16 protein-coding genes are annotated in these 21,075 nt (G+C 39.6%); 7 read left to right on the top strand and 9 right to left on the bottom strand.

The window, feature by feature from the left end:
• Window positions 1-12 precede the first annotated feature (12 nt).
• On the top strand, window positions 13-1,464 hold the full coding sequence (gene phrB, locus DD649_RS11120; RefSeq protein ID WP_336430699.1) for a deoxyribodipyrimidine photo-lyase: 1,452 nt from the start codon (window positions 13-15) through the stop codon (window positions 1,462-1,464).
• Between the two features lie 87 nt (window positions 1,465-1,551).
• Window positions 1,552-1,860, top strand: a complete 309-nt coding sequence (locus DD649_RS11115) for a monooxygenase (RefSeq protein WP_294107081.1) — start codon at window positions 1,552-1,554, stop codon at window positions 1,858-1,860.
• A 5-nt stretch (window positions 1,861-1,865) separates the two neighbouring features.
• On the opposite strand, the gene DD649_RS11110 is transcribed toward DD649_RS11115, so the two are convergent.
• Entirely contained in the window at window positions 1,866-2,651 is a 786-nt protein-coding gene (locus DD649_RS11110; RefSeq protein WP_294107080.1) for a class I SAM-dependent methyltransferase, read from the bottom strand.
• A 1,216-nt stretch (window positions 2,652-3,867) separates the two neighbouring features.
• On the opposite strand from DD649_RS11110, the gene DD649_RS11105 reads away from it, so the two are divergent.
• The 4 genes from DD649_RS11105 to DD649_RS11090 are packed head-to-tail and all read left to right on the top strand — an operon-like array spanning window position 3,868 to window position 8,820.
• Window positions 3,868-4,455, top strand: coding sequence for a fimbrial protein (locus tag DD649_RS11105; protein ID WP_294107079.1), 588 nt, complete (start codon window positions 3,868-3,870; stop codon window positions 4,453-4,455).
• Between the two features lie 52 nt (window positions 4,456-4,507).
• Window positions 4,508-5,200 (top strand): molecular chaperone, encoded by a 693-nt coding sequence (locus DD649_RS11100; RefSeq protein ID WP_294107078.1) that lies wholly within the window; start codon window positions 4,508-4,510, stop codon window positions 5,198-5,200.
• A gap of 49 nt (window positions 5,201-5,249) precedes the next feature.
• Entirely contained in the window at window positions 5,250-7,742 is a 2,493-nt protein-coding gene (locus DD649_RS11095; protein WP_294107077.1) for a fimbria/pilus outer membrane usher protein, read from the top strand.
• Window positions 7,743-7,755: 13 nt separating this feature from the next.
• Complete coding sequence (locus DD649_RS11090) at window positions 7,756-8,820, top strand: fimbrial protein (RefSeq protein ID WP_294107076.1); 1,065 nt, start codon at window positions 7,756-7,758, stop codon at window positions 8,818-8,820.
• A 63-nt stretch (window positions 8,821-8,883) separates the two neighbouring features.
• Here DD649_RS11090 and DD649_RS11085 read toward each other — a convergent pair whose 3' ends face one another.
• From DD649_RS11085 to DD649_RS11050, 8 genes are all read right to left on the bottom strand, one after another.
• Entirely contained in the window at window positions 8,884-10,410 is a 1,527-nt protein-coding gene (locus DD649_RS11085) for a DHA2 family efflux MFS transporter permease subunit (protein WP_294107075.1), read from the bottom strand.
• 16 nt (window positions 10,411-10,426) lie between these two features.
• Window positions 10,427-11,599, bottom strand: coding sequence for a multidrug efflux MFS transporter periplasmic adaptor subunit EmrA (gene emrA / locus DD649_RS11080; protein ID WP_294107074.1), 1,173 nt, complete (start codon window positions 11,597-11,599; stop codon window positions 10,427-10,429).
• Window positions 11,600-12,108: 509 nt separating this feature from the next.
• Complete coding sequence (locus DD649_RS11075) at window positions 12,109-12,372, bottom strand: SemiSWEET family transporter (RefSeq protein WP_336430690.1); 264 nt, start codon at window positions 12,370-12,372, stop codon at window positions 12,109-12,111.
• 19 nt (window positions 12,373-12,391) lie between these two features.
• A complete protein-coding gene (locus tag DD649_RS11070) occupies window positions 12,392-13,567 on the bottom strand; it encodes an MFS transporter (RefSeq protein WP_294107072.1) in 1,176 nt (391 codons plus the stop codon).
• Window positions 13,568-13,829: 262 nt separating this feature from the next.
• On the bottom strand, window positions 13,830-14,138 hold the full coding sequence (locus DD649_RS11065) for a type II toxin-antitoxin system RelE/ParE family toxin (protein ID WP_294107071.1): 309 nt from the start codon (window positions 14,136-14,138) through the stop codon (window positions 13,830-13,832).
• 14 nt (window positions 14,139-14,152) lie between these two features.
• Window positions 14,153-14,380 carry a type II toxin-antitoxin system Phd/YefM family antitoxin gene (locus DD649_RS11060; protein ID WP_294107070.1) on the bottom strand — a complete coding sequence of 76 codons (228 nt, stop codon included), beginning with the start codon at window positions 14,378-14,380 and terminating at the stop codon, window positions 14,153-14,155.
• Window positions 14,381-14,511: 131 nt separating this feature from the next.
• Entirely contained in the window at window positions 14,512-17,598 is a 3,087-nt protein-coding gene (locus DD649_RS11055) for an efflux RND transporter permease subunit (RefSeq protein ID WP_294107069.1), read from the bottom strand.
• Window positions 17,595-18,686: an efflux RND transporter periplasmic adaptor subunit gene (locus DD649_RS11050; RefSeq protein WP_336430680.1), complete on the bottom strand. Its 1,092-nt coding sequence runs from the start codon at window positions 18,684-18,686 to the stop codon at window positions 17,595-17,597. Before DD649_RS11050 ends, DD649_RS11055 begins: the two co-directional genes overlap by 4 nt.
• A gap of 271 nt (window positions 18,687-18,957) precedes the next feature.
• Here DD649_RS11050 and DD649_RS11045 point away from each other — a divergent pair, with 271 nt between their 5' ends.
• Window positions 18,958-21,006 carry a TonB-dependent receptor gene (locus tag DD649_RS11045; protein ID WP_294107067.1) on the top strand — a complete coding sequence of 683 codons (2,049 nt, stop codon included), beginning with the start codon at window positions 18,958-18,960 and terminating at the stop codon, window positions 21,004-21,006.
• The last annotated feature ends 69 nt before the right edge of the window (window positions 21,007-21,075 follow it).

Below are 21,075 nucleotides of genomic sequence, written 5' to 3'. Positions count from 1 at the left end.
AGGAGGAAAGCGGTGGCAGCAAAACAAGTTTGTCATCTTATCTGGTTTCGCAATGATTTGAGAGTCACAGATAATAAAGCGCTTTCCTCCGCCTGCGCTGATCCGCAGGCGAAAGTGATTGCATTATTCACCGCTACGCCACAACAATGGCAATCGCATGATGTTTCTGCACGTCAAATTACTTTTTTGCATCAAAACCTCGTTGCATTACAACATTCTCTTGCACAACTCGGTATTCCGCTAGTTTGTCATACTAGCGCGAGTTTTACTGAGGCCGCACAATGGGTGCTTGATTACGCCAGCGAACAGCAAGCGGATGCACTTTTTTTTAATCGCCAATATGAGATAAATGAAAAGCAACGGGATGAGTGGTTAGTCAAACAATCTCATGCCTTACATATTCATGCTTTTGATGATGCTTTACTGCTTGCTCCTGGAACCGTGAGCAATCAAAAAGGCGAAATGTACCAGGTCTATACACCATTTCGGCGTGCATTTACCTCTCAACTTGTTGTCACTGATTGCCGTTCGTTAACTGTGCCAGAAAAACGCGGTAAAGCCCTCGAAATTAACGAAACACAACCGTTGTTTGCACATGCTGCGGCTGATATCTCGCCACAATTTGTGGCCGGAGAGCAAGCCGCATTACAGCAACTGAGACAATTTTGTCGTGAGCGTGTCCAAAATTATCAACGAGATAGAGACATTCCCTCAGTCAATGGAACCAGTCAATTATCCCCTTATCTAGCCATTGGCGTATTATCTCCACGGCAGTGTTTTAACCGCTTACATGCGGAAAACCCTCAGGCATTAGATTCTCCAGACAGTGGCGCTTTTACTTGGCTTAATGAATTGATTTGGCGTGAGTTTTACTCTCATTTATTAGTTGCTTTTCCGCGACTTTGCCGTCATCAACCGTTTATTGAATGGACTCAACATATTCAGTGGAATAACTCCCCTGACGATTTTAATGCATGGAAAAACGGACAAACAGGCTACCCCATTGTGGATGCAGCAATGCGTCAGCTAAATGAAACGGGTTGGATGCATAACCGTTTACGTATGATTGTGGCCAGTTTTTTAGTAAAAGACTTGCTCATCGATTGGCGTAAAGGTGAAAAATACTTTATGGGCCAACTAATCGATGGCACATTAGCGGCGAATAATGGGGGCTGGCAATGGTCAGCGTCAACAGGGGTTGATGCATCACCTTGGTTTAGAATTTTTAACCCAACGACCCAAGGAACCAAATTTGATCCACAAGGCACATTTATTCGCCATTGGTTACCTGAGTTAATGTCGGTGCCAGATAAATATATCCATACGCCTCATGAATGGGCTGATAGTAATCACATTCAGCTCAATTATCCAACACCGATAGTTGACCATAAACAAGCGCGATTAAACACCCTCGAGGCTTTTGAGGCCGGAAAACGGAATAGTTTGAAATTATCATCACCGTGATTGCCCTAAAAATTAGCGTCCAAGAACAATCAATGTAATATATGAATTTAGCCGTTATTATAATAAATCCAAATAAAAGGAGATGATATGCAGGTTATTTTACAAGTAGATTTCCCTTACCAAGGGCCTTGGGGCGATGAAATGACAATAGCGATGAATGAATTGGCTGAGTCTATCAATCAAGAGCCGGGTTTTATGTGGAAAATTTGGACGCAAAACCAAGAAACACAAAAAGCAGGCGGTATCTATCTCTTTGCCTCAGCAGCCGAGGCACAAGCTTACTTGCAAAAGCATAGCGCCCGCTTGAAATCCTTCGGTATTCCAACCGTTGACGGTGAAATCTTCGAGGTGAATACTGCGCTTAGCCAGCTAAACCAAGCGCAATTTATCAAATAACGCAATTAGCCTTGAAATTCAAACAGCATGACGTCTGAGGTAAATGAGCCATCTTCCTGTACTGCAAAATGGCTTTTTGCCTCATCGCTTAATGTGCTTTGATATAAACGAATAGCCTCAATTAGCGGTGCTGGCGTTCTCATCCGCTCAACCCAGCTAGTAAATTCAAGCTCTAAACGAAAGCTTTTAATTTCACGAACGAATAGCCCTGCATTATTAAACATACCAGACCATTCCCCTGCGGAATAGTCGCGAATATGAGATGTATCCCTCAGTACTTCCACCGTTTGCAGATAAATATCCAGTAAAGGGTGTCCCGGTGAAACAACATCGATGAAAATACCTCTTCCTCCAGGTTTTAATACGCGACGAACTTCACGTAAAGCCCGCTCAACATCATGCCAATGGTGAGCAGAGTAACGACTAATCACAATATCAAAAGTATCTTCAGCAAAAGGCAATGATTCCGCAGTGCCTTTACAAGTCGTAATGTTATTAAGACCACGCTCTGTCGCATTTTTTTCGACCACCGTTAACATCGCATCTGATAAGTCATAAGCCGTCACAGAACATACCAGAGGAGCCGCACCAAAACTGGCATGCCCTGCACCACAGCCTAAATCAAGTACATTGGCCTCATTACTGCCACTGAGTGAATGTATTAAGGCCTTTAAATCCTCACCCTGTGCATGAACTTGGCTGGTTAAATATGAATTTGCCTGTTCGTCAAATTGTTGGTAGACCGCTTGATGGTGTGTTTTCACTTTTTGTTTCCCTACGTTTTTCCACATGAAATGAAATATAATTATTTATCCATCAAAACAGAAAATGATTGAAAAAGCACCTATTTGAGCCAATAAAATAAGCAATTTATATTTAGAATACGGTATAACGCACGTGGTCAGAACTCTTTCAAGCAAGTCGAGCCACTTTATGAAATCGAAATAGATCGCCCAAAACTCGCCTTTCAAAATCTGATTTCGAAATCGAGTTTATAAAAATTTATCGTTTAAAAACGATAAATTTCGTCCTCTTATTTTTTATACGCAGCAAGCTTAATGTAAATTTAATATTTGCCTAAAAAATTAAGTAATTACACCTAAACCATGAATTAGTTATAAAGTTAATTTCTATTCTGCCGATAATAGCTGAGTGATAAAAATAGAGAGCTTATACGGTATAAAATTTAACTTTAACCATAAAAGACCTCGTAATTAATATGGGTAAATATCGAATATGGCCAATTTAAAAAAACCATAAAGAATATTATTGATGAAAAAATAATCAAAATGTTTTTTAAATGCCTGGTTAATAATAATGTCATACAAATAAAATATAATTGCTAAATCACCCTAATTAAAATTAGCACTTATTTAAATATTAAAAATATCTATATATTAATTAAATAATTGAAACATTAGACCAATTAAAAGCAAATAATCGGAATATTAAAAACAATGATTACTATAAATAATCCTAAGTTAGCAAATAATCACCAATAGCCTTTTCATTTAACATACTGATTTAAAATAATTTAAAACATCATTTTTTACATAAATTCACTATTTGCAACAAGTTATTAACTCCAACAATATCTACAATATTTATATAAAATATCATTTTAAATTAGAACTTAGAATAAAAAATCATATATATAATTAATATCGATATATAAACCACAATCACCCATCCTAAGTGTACCCATTTCAAGATATAATTTTTATATATAAAATGACTAACTTTCGCCCTCTGTTTAAATAAATGATTACACGTATAATGACAGGCTATCATTTTTGATATAAGTCAAATTATCTGAAATAAATAGAAAATAAAACATTAATCACTTTTAAAGTGATTACGTTTTGCTATTGATTTTTTAATTTCCTCTTACATCTAAGTAATTAAAAAATTGCTTTAATGATTAATTAAAATTTTTTATTAAATTAAAAATTTAATATTTTACTTATTTACCATCGTCATGAATAACAACTCTTCTCGGAGAAGAAAATGAATAATAAATTTGCATTATCTGCTGCCACAGCTCTTATTTTATCTGCAACACCAGCTTTATCAGCGGATAATGCGGCAGGTGGTGTAATTAACTTCAGCGGTGCAATTACTGATACAACTTGTACAATTAATGGTGGAAAAAGTGCAGATTTTACTGTTGCATTGAACCCTATTACTGCAGCTGATGCAGGTATTACTACAGGTCTGATTGATAAAAATAAAAAAACAATCGCGTTAACTTTTTCTGATTGCGCACCCGCAGCAAAAGCCATTGATACCCCATTAACCATTCATTTCTCATCTGCAGATAATATCTCTACTGACGGTAATTATTTGCAAAATACGACTGTAAATGAAAATGATGTATCTGTTGCGCGTAACGTCGGCTTTGCTATTGCAAAACCAGGTACTAAAACAGCAATTCCATTAAATAAACCCTTTGTAACTGATATCAAAGGCAGCGCGACTAACCCAGCTAAACCTGAGTCATTAGCCTTAGATATTTACTACTATAAAACCAATGCATTACCGGCAAAAGTAGGTAGCTTGAGTTCTAACGTAACTTACACAATTTCTTACCTGTAATGATTAATAGCCAAGTTAAATAACTAACTTGGCTATTTTTGAGCGAATGAATATGCGTATACTTATTTTACTTTCTTTAATATTTAGTGTTAATTCCGCATTTGCCAATATTGTGGTCAATGGCACTCGCGTTATTTATCCGGCGAGTAATAAAGAAACTATCGTACAATTAATTAATAACGGTAATGATCCCGCCTTGGTACAATCTTGGATTGATGATGGTGATATCAATTCAACGCCAGAAACTGCTAATGTGCCATTTTTACTTTCACCTCCAGTTATAAAGGTTTCAGGTAATGCAGGCCAGCAACTGCGAATTAAAAAATTACCCTCTTCATTGCCAACGGATAGAGAATCTATTTTTTATTTAAATGTTCTCGATATTCCCCCGACACCCGATAATTTACAGGGACAAAATACGATGCAGTTGGCTATTAAAACGCGTATTAAACTGTTTTATCGTCCAACTAACTTACAAAGTATTTCAGAGAATGCAATTTCAACCGTCGAAGCGAAAGTTGAAAATCAAGGATTTCGCCTCACGAATACAAGTCCGTTTTACATCACCATTGCCAATATCAATGACGACAAAGGCCAAAAAGTACTTTCTGAATCGTTAATGATCGCCCCATTTTCTAATGTATTTGCACCTGCAAAATCCCCCGTAAAGCAGGGTAAAACCTATAGTTTGCTATATGTTGATGATTTTGGTGCCTATAAAGATAAATCGATCGTTGCGCTGTAGCTTTATCGTAAAAAGAACAACAATCCCACCAGTTAGAGAACCTGTAATAATGAAGCAGTACGGCCATCATAAAAGCCTGTTGGCAATATGCCTACTTTTCGCAACATCACCGAGTTGGGGAGTTAATTTTGACACCTCATTGCTCGCAGGTGACTCTGCAAAGTCAGACTTAACTCGCTTTTATGAAGACCAAAATATGCCCGCTGGTATCCAAGAAATGGATATCTACGTCAATGATGACTGGAAAGGCCGTTATCCGTTCACCTTTACTGGCGATGACAAGAAAATATATCTTGAACAAAAAGAAGCCATGTTGCTCGGGGTATCTCTCCCTAAACTTGACACTGAGCAATATGACTACTCATTAGAACAAATTGTTCAAGGAGGAAGCTATAGTGTTGATGTTAGTACACTAAGTATTAAATTATCTGTACCACAAAGTTTCGTTTTACGTACCCAAGTCGGCTACGTGCCTCCTGAGTTTTGGGATAGCGGCGTACCCGCAATGATCTTTTCCTATAACACCACTTATTATAAAACGAAGAATAAAAATGGTGCTAAATTATCCAGTGATGACTTTTATAGCGGTTTAGAATCCGGTCTTAATATAGGTTCTTGGCAATTTCGAGATAACAGTACCGTCAGAAAGTACTCTGGTGAACAACTGAAATGGCAGAATAATACCCGCTATATTCGAAAATCATTACCGATGCAAAAATCTAATTTATTAGTGGGTGATTTCTATACACAAGGTAATTTATTCGATTCTATGCGGATCCGTGGTGTTTCGCTCGCCTCCGATATCAACATGCGTCCAAGCTCTCAACAAGGTTTCGCCCCTATAGTTAGAGGTGTCGCACAAACAAATGCGCTGATTAAAGTTCTACAAAATGGCAGTGTTATCTATCAAGAAAGTGTCCCTCCGGGGCAATTTACCCTTGATAATATTCAGCCTACAGGCTCCGCAGGTGACTTATTAGTCATTGTGCAAGAAGCCAATGGACAAGAACAATCCTTTACTGTCCCCTTTTCTGCCGTTCCGGGTATGTTAAAGGAGGGGGTCAGTAACTATGCATTATTTGCAGGAAAAGTGAATCAGGACGGAGGAAACTACACTCCTTCTTTTGTACAAGGTACTTTTGAGTATGGTTTTAATAATTTAATCACCGGATACATAGGCACTATCGCCAGTGAAAATTACCGAGCCTATTTAGTGGGTTCAGGTTGGAATCTCCCTATTGGGGCAGTTTCCGTTGATATTACCCATGCAGATACACAATTATTGAATGATTCGCAACATGGGCAAAGTATGCGTGTCTCTTATAGTAAATTTTTAGATACCACAGCCACTAACTTCACCTTAGCGGCCTATCGTTATTCAACTAAAGGCTATTATAGCTTTAATGATTCAATTCATGCTCACGATGGCTATCGTTCATACCAAGAATCTATTGATTTGTATAAAAAAAATCAAAAAAATAATCAAGAAACACCCGCAGTTGATCTTAATACTTGGGATTCCATGCGAGGCGCAAGACCCAAAAATACCTTCACCATCAATTTAAACCAACGACTACCAGAAAGCTGGGGCACATTTTATGTTTCAGGATCGCAACGTGATTATTGGGCAACCATACCTGCAACACGAGAATATCAACTCGGCTATGCCAATTCTTATGCACAGATGAGTTATTCATTGTCAGCAAGTCGTGTACGAGACGGACAAGGAAAAGAAGAAAATCGCTACTATTTGTCCCTAAGCTTGCCTATGTCGTTATTCGATAACAATATTTGGGTCAGTTCTGGTTTTACCGCCACCGACTCCGGTTACCAACAAAGTACCCTTTCATTAAGTGGAACCGCCCTTGAGGCAAATCGTCTTAATTATGCGTTTTCTGGTAGCAATCAGCAAAATGGACAAAATATGGCCAGTGCCAATGTCACCTATCGCGCTAATATTTCCACTTTAGGGGCGTCATTAAGTGAGTCCAACGATTATCGTCAAACAGGTTTAAGTGCCCGAGGTAGCTTAGTCGCTATTCCTTGGAATGTGCTCATGTCTAATGAAGTAGGCAGCACCATGACCATTGTGAAAGCCCCTAAAGCTGAAGGGCTCATGATTAATGGCGACCAAAGTATTGTCACAAATAGTGAAGGACTCGCGTTAGTGCCTTATGCAACACCTTATCGAAAAAATGCCATCACGGTTACTAATACAGAAGAGACGCAGGGTGCTGAAGTCATTGGAAATATAGCCAATAGTGCCCCGCTAGAAGGCGCGGTTAGTGTCGTCAATTTTAAAACCGATACTCGTAAAAACTGGGTGAGTCGTGCATTGTTTTTTGATAACAAAGCACTCCCTTTTGGCTCAGAAATTTTGAGTATTGATGGGGAATCAATCGGCTATGTCGGACAATCTAGCGTGCTTTATTTGAAAGCCGAAAACTTCCCTAAAAAAGTCGTCGTCCAATTAGCTAATGGCAGTTGTACTATCAATGAATTGACTGAAAACCTTGATAGCTCACCCGCTATTTGCCAATAAAGAGATGTAAATAATGATTAAGAATATCCTATCTTTATGCTTATTTTTATTTAGTAGCCTGAGTTATGCTACTTGTTACAATAGTAATATTCGCTACGCACCGCCGATTAATGTAGATTTATCCGATAAGCTTTCCCCTGCAACTCCCGTATGGATAACCACAATTCCAACGCAATATGCAGGCAGTTTTAACTGTACGACTTATGAAAGCACCTTTGGCTATATTAAAATTCTAAGCACCAGTAGCCATGATGCGACTGTTTTAAGTTTTAATGAGGGCAAATATAATATTCGTGCAGAAATTACGAATAACATCCCGAATCTAACGATAAAAAAATGGGGTAGCTATTCTGCTGCCCAATTAAATGCCTCAATGACAATTAAATTTTCATTGGTCTCTCAAAAGGGAGAAAAAATACAAGGCAATACGGCGAACTTACGTGATGTTCTTATTGTGACTGATTTAAGCGGTTTAAGCTTCTTTGAAATATTACTTTGGCTACCCAAGCAAATTCTTAAAATTGCCTATTGGTTACTTAACGGTTTTCAATGGCCTTATGATCAACGCGATATGTATAGCCAACCAATGAATATCACTTATTCACCCAAAATGACGACCTGTTTATTTCAAAATGCAGGTTTAGTGGTTACATTACCGACTTTAGGACGTAATCAGGTCTTAAATGATACCCGAGCAGGCTACACACCATTTAGTTTAAATATGCGCTGCGAAAATTTGGGCAATAAAAATACCTCTGAACGTGATATTGATATCTTCTTATCCAGTAATAACTTGCTCAGTACTGATCGCACCGTTTTAATTGATAAATCACCAAATGCGGCTCAAGGAGTCGGTCTAAGATTAGTTAAAACCAGTGATAACCAACAGCCGGTGCTCATTTCAACCAATACCAATAGCCGTGGTAATGCCACATCGCTTTTTTATGTCAAAGCAGGTGGGCAATTAGAATCTAATTTTATGATCCCGATGGCGGCTTATTATTACCCATGGGCGCCGAAACAAGTTACTCAGGGTACAATCAAAACCACCGCCATCTTGAATGTAGTGTATCCATAAAATAAAAATAGGGCGCAATTGATATCTTCTTGCGCCCTATTTATATGACTTTGAATGGATTATTTACTTATTCGCATTGCCACCAAATGGCGGTTTCGCAAACCAAACCGTGATAATCAAAGCAATAAACACCCAACCACATAACCAGAAGATTTCGTTTGCCGCAATAATCAACCCTTGGCTAGTTATCTGCTGCGCAATAAATCCAGAAGTTTGCTCTGATGTCATTCCATGTGCGGCCATTTCTTGATACATCTGTAACGACTCTGGATTATAATCTGTTATATAATCAGTTAGTTGACTATGATGCACCGCTTCCCTATCACTCCACATCGTTGTAGTAATCGATGTACCAATTGAACCGGCTAAAGTACGGAAAAAATTGGCCAAACTTGATGCCGATGCTAATTTTTCTGGTGGTAAGCCCGATAATGTTAACGTAGTTAATGGCATAAAGAAGCAGGCAACCGCCATACCTTGTACCAATTGAGGCCAAACTACCGCAGAGAAGCCCATACTCGGCTCAAATGTATATGCACGCCAAAAGAAGCAGATTGCATAAAATACAAAGCTAAAGGTGACTATCCAGCGGATATCAAGAAAATCTGATAACTTAGCGACTGGTGCTGAAAATAATACGGGCAATAAACCAATTGGCGCTAGCGCCAGTCCAGCCCAGGTTGCCGTGTAGCCATATACCTCCTGTAACAGTTGAGGTAGTAAGACAATCGCGCCAAAATAGGCCATGTACGCCAAACTGACCGAAATGGTTCCGATGGTAAAATTTCTCGACTTAAATAACGAAAGTTCTACGATTGGGTTTTTATCAGTCAGTTCCCAAATGACAAGGAAAACTAACGCAACTGCTGAAAATACAGCTAAAATTACGATTTCTTTAGATGCTAACCAACCTAACTCTTTGCCTTTGTCTAGCAACACTTGAAGGCAACCCACACCGACAGAAAGTAGCGCCAAGCCAATCACATTGAATGGCACTTTGACCACTTTTGATTCCATACCCTTGAATATTATTGTGCTCACAATAATAACGAAAATACCTAAAGGCACGTTCATAAAGAAAATCCAGCCCCAATGGAAGTTATCGCTAATATAACCCCCAAAAATAGGACCAAACACGGGTGCTAAAATAATCGTCATCGACCAAAATGCTAAGGCCATATTTTGCATTTTCGGCGGGTAACAACGCATTATTAAGCTTTGGGAAAGTGGGATCACCGGCCCTGCTACCGCGCCTTGCAACACGCGATACATAATAAGCATACCCAAACTATCGGAAAACCCGCACAACAGAGAAAAGATGGTAAATAACCCCGTTGCCCATAAGAAAACACGAATTTCACCAAATCGTTTCGCAAGATAGCCCGAGATAGCAATAGAAATGGCGTTTGATACCCCAAATGACGTGATAACCCACGTTCCTTGAGATACCGAAACCCCCAAGTTCCCTGCAATTGTCGGAATAGCAACGTTTGCAATTGTCGAATCTAACACTTGCATAAACGTCGCCAAGGACAATGCAATTGTTGCCCAAACTAGCTTTGTGCCCTTTAGTGGTTGAATATCTGCCACAGCCACTCCTTTCGGGCTAATCCGCGTTATCGTTAATGATGGTATCGATAATCTGATCGACATCGTTCAATTTCAGCACCAATACATCACTTTCAAAAGCGGGTGCCGTTCGTTGAACTTCAGCCAAAACAGGGCCGTTGAGATCTTTAATATCAATCGTCACATTCATCGATAAACCAATACGCAACGGATGTTTCGCGACTTGCGCTGGGTCTAATTCAACACGAACAGGGAGACGCTGAACCACTTTAATCCAGTTGCCCGTCGCATTTTGAGCAGGCAATAGCGAAAACGCACTGCCCGTTCCCATATCTAGCCCAACAACAGTCCCGTTATAAACAATATCATCACCATAGAAATCACTGTTTATCGTCACTGGCTGACCAATCCGGACTTTTTCTAACTGAGTTTCTTTAAAATTGGCATCAACCCAAACTGGCTGAATAGGAACAATCGCCATTAATGAGCTTTGAGAGCTAACTTGTGAACCCACTTGGACGTTCCGGCGGGAGACATAACCTGTCATTGGGCTTTTAATTTCAGTACGTTGCAAGTTAATCCATGCGCTGCGAACACTATCTGCTGCCTGCTGTATTGCTGGCTGTTTTTTCAATTCCGTATTGCGTAATAGCGCTCGGTTGGCATTATATTGCTGAATTGAAATCTCCAGCGCAGCTTGAGCCAATTGCACAGCCTCTTGGGAGTGTTGCAAATCTTCTTTAGAAATAGTACCACTACGCCCTAACGCAATACGTCGCTGATTATCTTTTTGCGCTTGCGCAAGGGATACGCGATTCTTTTGAATTTGAGCCTGATATTCGTCGCCATTGATATACAGCTCTTTCGTCTTGCGCACCGTGGTGGCGAGATCGTGTTTTGCTTGTTCAAAAGTCAACGTCGCATTGGTTTTATCTAAGACAACGAGCACATCACCCGCCTTCACTAAGTCTGTATTTTCAAAATTGACTTGAGTGACATTACCCGTTGTTTGCGCAATGATCGGGATTTGTAATCCAGCAACATATGCATCATCGGTATATTCTTGAAAGCGCAAGACTAAAAACCAATAAACGCCATAGGCGACAAATAAAAGAATGATAATAATTGAAGCAAATACCATCCATATTTTTCTTCGTTTTTCATTTGTCGTTTTTTGATTAGATTCATCTGTATTTTTTGGTTGGTCCATAATAACTCTCAACGTCGAAATTAATTATTCATTCTATCTGTTATATTTACGAACTCTCTGCCATAAAGCAATAGGGAACTGTTTTTAAATAACATAAAAATAGAATAGAACAATAATATGATATCTTTTATATCAGTTTTATCAGCTACTGAACTTATCTAATAACTTAGCAACTCAAATTAATATATATAAATAACATAGAGTTAAATCATCAATGTAAGGTCAATGTTAAATAAAATGAAGGCTATATCTAAATATGATATTAACTATACCATAATGATAATAAGTGTAATTGAATACACTTAAAGTTAATGGCTTTATAGAGCACATCTTAATATGATTAGATGATGAAATTCAATTTACGAGTAAATGATTTCATAATATAAAAAACTATGGACTCATTTTTCACATCATTATTTGACTAAATATCCAAAGATATATTAAAACATAGTCGAAATGAATAATTATAAACGTAGATCATTGACTGCATCTGTATACAGTCAATGAATTCATAACGCAGTAATAAATGCAATCAGTCCAAATATAACCCCAGGAACATTCGCGAAGGTAATTGGCTTATTCTTTAACTTTATTCCATACCAGAGCCATAGAGCACAGTTAAGTGAAGCAACCGCCGCTTGCATTGGATGGGTTTTATTTCCCTCAAGATTCCCTAGAATTTGTGGAATATAGGCCACATACATACTAAATGCAGTCAAGGTCGCAGCCCATCCAAGATAACTGATATATTTTGGCATATTTTCTGATGACAATTTTTATCTCCTCAATAAACTAATGACGATAGCTCGAACGACCTATAAAAATAGAAGTCATCACGATAGCCAATAAAACCGCAACTGCCGCCGCTAAATAGATACCTCGATAATGAATATAAGCCACCGTCATACCCGCGAGTGGGCCAGTTATCCCATAGGCAATATCTTGAAAAGCGGAATATCCACCTAGTGCCGTACCTCGCATTTGAGGCTCAACAGTTTTCACAACTTCCTTACCAATTGCAGGATAGATAAGTGAACATCCCATCCCCGTCAGTGCCGCACCCACTAGTGCCACGCTAAATTCAGGCGCAAAACCAAGCACTACTAACCCAACACACTCGATTGATAAAGAAATCTGCGCAATTCGATAACCGTTGAATTTATCGGGTAAACCGCCAAAAAAGATACGTACCAAAACAAACGCGCAACCAAATGCTGTGAGGGCTAGCCCTGCATTTCCCCATTGATTAGATGCAAAATAGAGTGAGATAAAAGTACTGATCACAGCAAAGCCAATGCCTTGTAGCGCCAATATAGCGCCCATTTTCCAAATTTTGCGCAAGATAGACCAAAACGACACCCAACGCCCTTGCAAAGGTAAAACTGCTTTTACCGTGCCGCTTATCAGTAATGAAATACAAGGTAGCAACATAATGACACCACCAAGTGCTGCAAAGCCAAGATGTTGATAAATCATCAACCCTAATGGTGCCCCGACAGCAAGAGAGCCATAAATAGCCATTCCATTCCAAGACATTACTTTTCCTGCGTGTTCAGCGCCCGCAAGCCGCATTCCCCACGTTAAATTCCCTGTCAATAATTGACTTTCCCCTAAACCCAACACTAAGCGCCCCATAATCAAGAGTGAAATTTGGCAGGCTGGCCCAAGGGGTAAAATAACTGCGAGCAAACAAAACAGACCAGATAAACCACAAGCTAACATGCCCTGTAATGTGGTTCTTTTGGCACCTTGTTGATCAGCTAAGCGCCCCGCATAACCCCGAGTCAGTACCGTGGCTAAGAATTGAATACCGACCACGACACCCACCCAAATATCGTTATAGCCAAGTTCTTGATAGATAAACAGTGGAATAACAGCTAAGGGAAGGCCAACCGTCATATACGAAAAAAACATAGACGTGGCAAGGCGTAATAGCGGCCATTGTGAGCGAGTTGGGGATGTATTCATGATGAAAGGTGCCTTACTCATCAATACTGATTTGGACACCTTGAAACTAGATTAATGAATTAAAAATGTCAATAATACTAGTTTTGAAATTTTTGTTTTGCCTCTAATGTAGCAATTTTTCATTAATATGATTGATTATTATTAATTTAACTTAAACATTATTAATTGCAGTAAATTTAACTAATAGATTAGTGCTACAGAAATAATTTCTAGGGAATAAAAAGTTCACATGGTACATATAGAAATCACTAATAATCTAAATTTAGCGTTCAATGATACGATTAAATAATAGCTTTTGTATATCTTGTCGTTGATGCAAAATAGCATGAACAGTAACAACATTGCCTTTGTTTTCATAGGAATAAAGAAGAGTGTAATTTTCAGGCGATATATATCCCCTATATTTAGTTACACCTATTTCCTGTAAATATACATGTACTCCACAACATTCAGGAAAAGAATTCAGATGCCGTTCAAACCTATCAAGAATAGTATTAACTAATTTTTTATCCAATCCTTGGTCTTTTATAATACTTAAAAATGTTTCCGTGTACTTAAAATTAATTATCATCCTACAGCTCCAATTTACAGATTATCCAATAACTGGCTACGCGAGTAGAGCTTTCCTTCTTTGCTATCTTTTTCTGAAATAGATAAGAGCTTAAGTAAAGCAATAGTATCATCTCTCTTTTTTCTATCTTCATATGACTCAATGACATAAGCTGGCACACCATTTTGAGTAACCAAAATTGGCTCAGAAAGTTCAAGTGCAGCGGCATGTTTTTTAATATAACTAATCGTTTCAATTTTCATTAAGAATTCCTACATGCATTTTCAGGCAACTAGACCAAATATAGTCTATAGGTGGACTAAAAGTCAATTTACTTCCCAATCAATAAAAAAACAATAGTAAAAAGCCAGCCATTTATATGACTGGCCTCTTTTTACCACTCTTTAACATCTCTATCAGTTTGCGTGACGGAAGTCAGTTTGGCTAATAGAGGCAGTATTTTTTGTTTTAAATCATCCATTAAACTGTAAATTACGGGAACAAAAAGTAAGCTCAATATCGTGGAACTAATCAGCCCACCAATAACCGCGATGGCCATCGGCGCTCTAAAGCTAGCATCTGCCCCTGTCGTCAACACTAACGGCACCATACCGGCAATCATCGCAAACGTGGTCATAATTATCGGGCGAATACGTTCCTGTCCTGCCTCTAAAATAGCCGTTTCGCGATCAAGACCTGAGCGCTCTTTTTCAAGGATAAACTCCACCAGCAAAATTGAGTTTTTCGTCACAATCCCCATAAGCATTAAAATACCGATGATAACGGGTAAATCTATCATCGCACCATAAAGAACCAGTGCGATAATCGCGCCACCGATAGAAAACGGCAGAGCCACTAAAATCGTAATCGGCTGCATAAAATCTTTAAACAGCACAATTAAGATGGCAAAAACTAGCAAAATACTTAATACCATCGTAGTGCCAAAGCGTTCAAACATATCGGTCATATATTCCATATCGCCGTATTCGACCTGTGAAACACTATGGGGTAATTGTTGATACTCAGGTAATTGCATCACACTCTCAATAGCTTCCCCTAAAGTAATACCCTCTAAATTAGCTTCAATCACCATTTTACGTTGGCGATTAATTCGCTCAATCTGTGAAGGCCCATCACTAGAGTCAATTTTCGCCACCGATTTGATAGGAATACTTTGTTCCCCCGCGCTTTTCACATATAAATTATTCAATACCTCAATATCATTTTGTTGATTTTGAGGAAGAATAACCTGCAATGCTAATTGCCTATCCGGTAGATTAAATTTGGCACTGCGAGAACTGGCTTCTCCCATCGTAGCAATGCGTAGTGTCGTGGAAATATCGTCCACATTCACCCCTGTTCGCCCTAAATCAACCAAGTTTGGCGTAACAAGTAACTCTTTACGCAATAACGGTTTCACCACCTGCACGTTTTTAAATCCAGCAGTTTTGGCTATCCCATTGCGCAATGCTTGAATCGCTTTTTCAAGCTCTTCAGGGTCGGTGCCGGTAAATACCAACGAAAACTCTTTGCTGCCATTACTGTTACTAAAGCTATAACGCGCATCAGTTTTTTGGCTCAACCACGGTGACACTGATTGTTCAAATTGCTTTTGTGATAACTCACGCTCACTTGGCTCCGTTAAAGTTAAAATCATTTCCCCCTTGTGTTGAGCAACACCCTCTGAATCATCCGCTATGCCTGCAATGGTATAAACGGATAAAATTTCAGGCCTATCTTTTAATTTCTCAGCAATTTCATTAATTTTTTGCTGAGTTTGCTCAACAGGTGTGCCTGGCGATAACTCTATATTTATCTGGCTTACACTAATATCACCATCAGGCATAAAACCAACGGGTAAGAAGCTGGTGATCCCAACGGAACCAATTAAAAACACCCCAGCAACAGATAAAGCTAATTTACGATGTTTCAAGGTTGCTGATAAAAATCGGGTATATCGCACAATCCAATTGGCAACCTTCACCCCTTCATGTTGCTGTTTTTGTGGTAATAAAACATAAGCTGCCATCAACGGTGTCACAAGGCGAGCAACCAATAATGATGATAATACTGCCGCAGAAACCGTGACACCAAAGGGCACAAAATATTGCCCCACAAAACCACCAATAAAGCTCACTGGTAAAAAGACGGCCACAATCGTCAATGTAATGGCAACAATCGCAAATCCTATCGCATCAGAGGCTTTTAGTGACGCCAGATAAGGGCGCTCTCCGCGCTCAATATATTTTTGAATATTTTCAATTTCAACAATGGCATCATCGACTAAAATACCAATCACCAAGGTCAATGCCAGTAATGTAATGCTGTTTAGGCTGTAATCAAACAGAGCCAAAATAAAGAACGTCGGCAAAATAGACAATGGTAAAGCAATCGCTGCTACTAACGTTGCTCGCCAACTTTTTAAGAAAAAGAAAACGATAACAACGGTTAAAAATGCCCCTTCTAATAAGGTTTGAATGGTTAAATTAAAACTTGATTCGGTATATTTGACGGTCGATGAAATTAAGCTAATTTTGACCGCGGGATTCGCCGCTTGCAGTTTGGCAAGCGCCTGTTTTACCCCTTCAGCCACTTGCGTATCACTGGAACCTTTCGCTCTAAAAACCGCAAATCCCACCACCTCTTCACCATCAAACTGTGAAATGGATTTCACATTTTTATAGCCATCGTACACATTTGCAATTTCACCTAATTTGACAGATTGTTGGTTATCCATCGGTAACATCACATTGGCGATATCATCCACCGCATGCTTTTCACCCAGAACACGGATTGTGTGCTGTAAGGTATTGTATTTAGTACTACCTCCTGCGGAATTTTGATGTACATTGCGCAGTAATTCATTAATAGTCGCGATTGATATCTGCATTGCAGCCAATTTTTGAGCATCCGGTTCGACACGAATAACGCGCTCAACGCCGCCTAATCGACTCACTTTCTGCACACCCGGTACCGCCACTAGCTGCTTACTGACGGTGTCATCCACGAACCATGATAAATCAGCGATAGATTCGGTATCAGAAGAAACCGCATAACGTAAAATTGCACCACCTTCCACATCAATTCGGTTGATAAGCGGCTCATCAATTGTTTGAGGCAGCTCTGCTCTAATTTGTCCTATCTGCTCGCGCACATCATTAGTCGCCACATGAGCGTTCACGTTAAGGTTAAACTCAATGGTTGTTGATGATGACCCCTCGGTTATTGATGATGAAATGTGGCGAATACCCGGAATACCCGATACCGCACGTTCAACTCGCTTGGTGACTGCATTTTCTAGCTCCGTTGGCGATGAACCATCTTGCGTCACCGTCACAGTAACAATCGGAAAAGTAATTACCGGATTCGCCGTCACCGGTAAGGTATTGAATGAAAATATTCCGGCAATCGTTAACACCAAAAAAATCACAATAGTAGGAATGGGTCTGGTGATGGCCCAAGATGATAACTGTAATTTCATTGGCTATCCTTCACTGCAATAACAATGTCATCCTGCGACAAAAACGCTTGTGCATAAGTTACAACGTCTAAATTTGTCGCTAAAGGACTGAGAATTTCCACTCGGCCATTTTGTATTTTCCCCGTTTGTACCTTTTGTTTTGTCACAACCCCTTCGGTCACGGTGAAAACGAAACGCTCACCATTTGTTTCCGTTCTAATGGCGCTATATGGCAAAGTAAGTTGTTCCTCGGGTGAATTGGCGTAAACCAGCGTCGCAATTTCCCCTATACGGATACCGTTGGGCGCCTCGTTCAAGGCGACTCGCATTTTACCTAATTGTGTTAATGACGCTATTTTCGGCGATAAATAACGTAATTTACCCAAAAGTTGCTTATTTTCAGATAATTGAATAACAACGGGATTTGAACCTCGAATTCGCGCTAATTCCGATGAATGAGCGGCGGCTTCAAATTCAATTTCATTATTTTCAATTAATTTAAACAGCAACGCATTATCAGATAGCGTGCCGTTCATCGCGTAACGCTCACTGATCACCCCTGAAACGGGGGCGATAATCTTTGATTTATCTTCTTGGCTCTGTTCACGCGTTAATTGTGCTTGTAGTTGACGCAACTCAGCCCGACTCGCCTCGAGCAAGGCTTGCTGTGATAGCGCTTCTGATTTCGCTTTACCGAATTCATTCGCGGAAATTACCCCTGTTTTAGCCAGTGGCATAAGGCGCTGTAACTCTTTTTGTGACTGTGCCGTTAGAGCTTGTTGCTGCTTAATGTAAGCGGTTGCTTTCTCTGTTTCCGCTTGTAATTGCTTCACCGCCGCACTTTGAAGTGGTGATTCAAGCGTAGCGAGTAATTGCCCTTTCTCAACCCATTCACCTTCTTCAACAAAAACCGCCGTCACCCTTTGTTGCTGTAATGGCGATCCGATAGAAACCTCATTTTTAGCCACAAACTTTCCCGGAATGTTGACAACATCAACCGCCATAGTTTGTTGTGGATTAGTCACACTTAAGCGCATCGCCTCTGCGCACGCCAGTGTGGGTGCGATTAACATCAATAATCCTGCGATCATCAAAAATATACTTCTCATTAGCCTTTAAGTTCCCCGAGTAGATAGCAGAGCTAATGTAAGTTCACATTGTGGGAAACTCCATAAACCAAAGTTAAACCTTAATTTTCCATTAAGGTTGGCACGCTTCACAAAGCTAGATGCATTTTTATGTCTGAGATCAAATCCTGACCATAAATTAGTTAGGCAATTATTTATTTCTTACTTACTTCAATGGTATTATCGATAAAGAATATGATTATTATTATCATTTATATTTATTGTTTCAATTTACCGGGGTCTAGGAATAATTATGTCTAAGCCATACCACTACACGCTTCTTGCCGCAGGTGTTTGCACGGCACTCTCTTCTTTTAGCGCTACTGCCGCAGAAAACTCAGATACCATGGTCGTCAGTGCATCGGGCTATTCACAGCAATTACGTGATGCCCCTGCGAGTGTGACTGTAATTACTGCTGAACAATTACAAAACAAACCGGTACGCGATTTAGCCGATGCGGTTAAAGATGTTGAAGGTGTCAGTATTGTAGGTGCAGCCAATAAACAAGATATTAATATTCGTGGCTTGCCCGGCGAATACACCTTAATACTCGTGGATGGTCGTCGTCAAAATAGCCGTGAATCTCGCCCGAATGGCAGCGGTGGTTTTGAAGCAGGCTTTATGCCGCCTGTTGAAGCAATTGAACGTATTGAAGTGATCCGTGGTCCTATGTCTTCCCTGTATGGTTCTGATGCCATGGGCGGCGTTATCAATATCATCACCAAGAAAGTCACTAATGAGTGGCACGGCAGTCTATCGACTGGCGCTATTGTGCAAGAAAACAGTGATAGCGGTAACTCAACAGATGGTAATTTCTATCTATCTGGACCATTAATGCAAGATAAATTAGGTTTGCAATTATATGGCGGTGGCGATTATCGCCAAGAAGATAAGATTACAGAAGGGCATAATAAAAAGGATAATAAAAGCTTAACGGCAAAACTAACCTTTACCCCTTGGGATAACCAAACTTTCTTATTTGAAGCAGGCAGAACCACTCAAGAAAGAACTTCAACGCCGGGTAAATCTCTCGCTGAATATGAAATTCGTGGTACCTCCAAAAAAGCCAATACCAAAACAGAACTTCATAATGATCGAAACCATTTAGCACTAACATATAAAGGTGATTGGGATTCATTCAACACTGAGTTGAGCGTTTATCAAGAACAAACAAAGCGCTCAACTAAATCTGAAAGACAAGAAACCAAAACAAGCCCATTAGTTTATAGTTATGAGCCTCGCGTTCCTGAAATTACCAATACTGTAGTTGATGGGAAAGTGGTTGCCTTTCTACCTGACAATATTCTCTCTGTAGGGGGGCAATTCCAACACGCTAAATTGAAAGATAGCTCTTCCACAGGTAAAACAACCACAGAAAATGCAAAACTTAGCGCTGAACAATATGCATTATTTGTTGAAAATGAGTTTACAGCAACAGATGACCTTATTTTAACGGGTGGTCTACGTTTAGATCACCATGAGACTTATGGTAATCACTGGAACCCGAGAGGCTATGCAGTTTATTATTTAACTGATGAAATCACCATTAAAGGCGGTGTATCACAAGCTTTCCGTGCACCAACCTTGCGTGAAGTCAGTTCAGGTTACGGTACCTCAACTGAGGGCGGTAATGGGATTATCTACGGTAATCCTGATTTAAAACCAGAAAAAAGCCTCAGTGAAGAAATCAGTATTGCCTATAACCATGAATCCGGTTTTGATGCTAGCTTAACTTTCTTTAATACCGATTTTAAAAACAAATTAACTAGCTACTATACTGGCGACGCAGACCCTATTACCAATCTAAACTTATATACCTATGACAACGTCGGTAAAGCCAATATCAAAGGGGTTGAGGTCGCAACAGGAATTCCTCTAGCCCAAGATTGGAAATTGAGTTTAAATTACACCTATACTGATTCAGAGCGTAAAAGTGATGATGAAAAGCTAAGTAGTGGTCAATCACTCAAAGGCTATGCATTGGATAAAACGCCAAAGCATCTGGCAAATGCTAAGTTAGATTGGAATTATAGCGAAGACCTCACTTTATATACCCGTGCACACTATGAAGGTAAACAAGTTTGGGCCTCCCAGCGTAATGGCTACACAGCACCACGCTACCGTAGTGGCTATACCACCATGGATGTCGGAGCCACTTATCAATTACTGAAAAATACTAAGCTAAATTTAGCAGTATTAAATATCGGTAATGAAAAAGGGCCTAAAATTGATAAAAATGGCGGCAACTGGGATGTAGAAGATGGTCGCCGTTATTGGGCGAACGTGAATTTCACCTTCTAATTGATTACCTTGTTAATTTTTGCAGGCTACCTATTACATTAAAAGCCATTCGAGTTGCATGTAGGCAAC

It is taken from the genome of Providencia sp. (genome assembly GCF_003533305.1).
Taxonomy (GTDB): domain Bacteria; phylum Pseudomonadota; class Gammaproteobacteria; order Enterobacterales; family Enterobacteriaceae; genus Providencia.
Note: the sequence above shows the minus strand (reverse complement) of the source record. Positions and strands in the feature narration are given on the sequence as shown.